This window comes from Neogemmobacter tilapiae (genome assembly GCF_014652215.1).
GTDB lineage: Bacteria > Pseudomonadota > Alphaproteobacteria > Rhodobacterales > Rhodobacteraceae > Neogemmobacter > Neogemmobacter tilapiae.
Map to the genome: position 1 here is coordinate 1 of NZ_BMYJ01000022.1, position 1,972 is coordinate 1,972.

The window sequence follows — 1,972 nt, forward strand, 5'->3', positions numbered from 1 at the left end:
TTATGGATTTCGGTTCAGTTTTGGGTCAAGGGCAGGTTTCACTCCTTCTTTTTTCGGGTTGTTGCGGCTGAACTTGCCTTGAAGCGGAAGCTGTCGTTTCCGGACTCCAGGATGTGGCAGCGATGAGTGAGGCGATCGAGCAATGCGGTGGTCATCTTGGCGTCGCCAAAGACGGTGGCCCATTCGCTGAAGCTGAGGTTGGTGGTGATCACGACGCTGGTCCGTTCGTAGAGTTTGCTGAGCAGGTGGAACAGCAACGCCCCGCCTGAGGCGCTGAACGGCAGATATCCGAGCTCGTCCAAGATGACGAGGTCGAGCCTGGTCAGGCTTTCAGCAATCTGGCCGGCTTTACCCTTGGCCTTTTCCTGTTCGAGGGCATTGACCAGTTCGATGGTGGAGAAGAAGCGGACCTTGCGGCGATGATGCTCGATCGCCTGGATGCCAAGGGCCGTCGCGACATGGGTCTTGCCGGTGCCTGGGCCACCGATCAGGACGACGTTCTGGGCCCCATCGATGAACTCACCGCGATGCAGGGTCCGAACGGTAGCCTCGTTGATCTCGCTGGTCGCAAAGTCGAAGCCGGAGAGGTCCTTGTAGGCCGGGAAGCGTGCCGCTTTCATATGATAGGCGATGGAGCGCACCTCGCGTTCGGCCAATTCGGCCTTCAGCAGTTGCGATAGGATCGGGATGGTGGCCTCAAATGCCGGGGCGCCCTGTTCGATCAGATCCTCAACGGCTTGGGCCATGCCATACATCTTCAGGCTGCGGAGCATGATGACAACAGCAGCGGCAGCAGGGTCATGACGCATGGCGGCCTCCCGCGATTTGGCCGCGCAGAGCGTCATAGCGTTCGACATTGGCCTTGGGTTCGCGCTGCAAGGCCAGCGCTTGCGGGGTATCCAGCGGTGGACCACCGATGACCTTGCCGTCGACCAGGCGGTGCAGGAGGTTCAATACATGGGTCTTGGTCGGCACGCCCCCGACCAGCGCCAATTCCACGGCGGTCAGCACGGCCTGTTCATCGTGGTGCAAGACGAGCGCAAGGATGTCGACCATCTCGCGGTCACCGCCGGGCTTGCGCAGCATGTGCTCCTGCAACTGCCTGAAGGCAGATGGTAATTCGAGGAAGGGTGCCCCATTCCGAAGAGCGCCAGGCTTCCTTTGCACGACCGCCAGATAATGCCGCCAGTCGTAGATCGTCTTCGCAGGCAGCTTATGGCTGCGCTGGATAATGCGGGCATGTTCGCACAGGATCTGACCCTCCGCGGCCACGACCAGCCGGTCGGGATAGATCCGCAGGCTGACGGGGCGGTTCGCAAATGATGCCGGCACGCTGTAGCGGTTACGTTCAAAACTGATCAGGCAGGTGGGCGAGACGCGCTTGCTGATCTCAATGAATCCGTCGAAGGCCACCGGCAGGGGCATCAAGGCCGCCCGTTCCTCAGCCCAGACATCCGCGATTGTTCCAGACAGCGTGCCATGAGCCGTCTCATGCCACAGAGCGATGCAACGTTGTTCCAGCCAGTCATTCAGCGCGGCAAGATCGGGAAAATCCGGCATGCCTTGCAGCATCTGATGACGGGCGTCGCGGACGTTCTTCTCGACCTGCCCTTTCTCCCACCCTGCTGCCGGATTGCAGAAATCAGGCTCGAAGACGTAGTGGTTTGCCATCGCCAGGAAGCGGATATTGACCTGCCGCGCCTTGCCACGGCCCACAAGATCCACCGCTGTGCGCATGTTGTCATAGATCCCGCGTTCCGGCACGCCACCGAAAACTCGGAACGCATGCCAGTGGGCGTCGAACAGCATCTCGTGGGTCTGCAAGGGATAGGCCCGCAAGAGAAACGCCCGGCTGTGCGACAGCTTGATATGGGCGACCTGGAGCCTCATGCGCTCGCCGCCGACAACCGCAAAATCCTCGCTCCAGTCGAACTGGAACGCTTCGCCGGGGCTGAAGGCCAGCGGAACAAAG

Annotated in this window: 2 protein-coding genes; both read right to left on the reverse strand. The window is 60.7% G+C overall.

Annotated elements, in window-relative coordinates:
• Nucleotides 1–38 precede the first annotated feature (38 nt).
• Nucleotides 39–809 (reverse strand): IS21-like element helper ATPase IstB, encoded by a 771-nt coding sequence (gene istB / locus IE095_RS18085; protein ID WP_189413670.1) that lies wholly within the window; start codon nucleotides 807–809, stop codon nucleotides 39–41.
• On the reverse strand, nucleotides 799–1,972 hold a 1,174-nt coding region (gene istA, locus IE095_RS18090; protein WP_189413672.1), incomplete at its 5' end, for an IS21 family transposase. The genes istB and istA, both read right to left, overlap by 11 nt.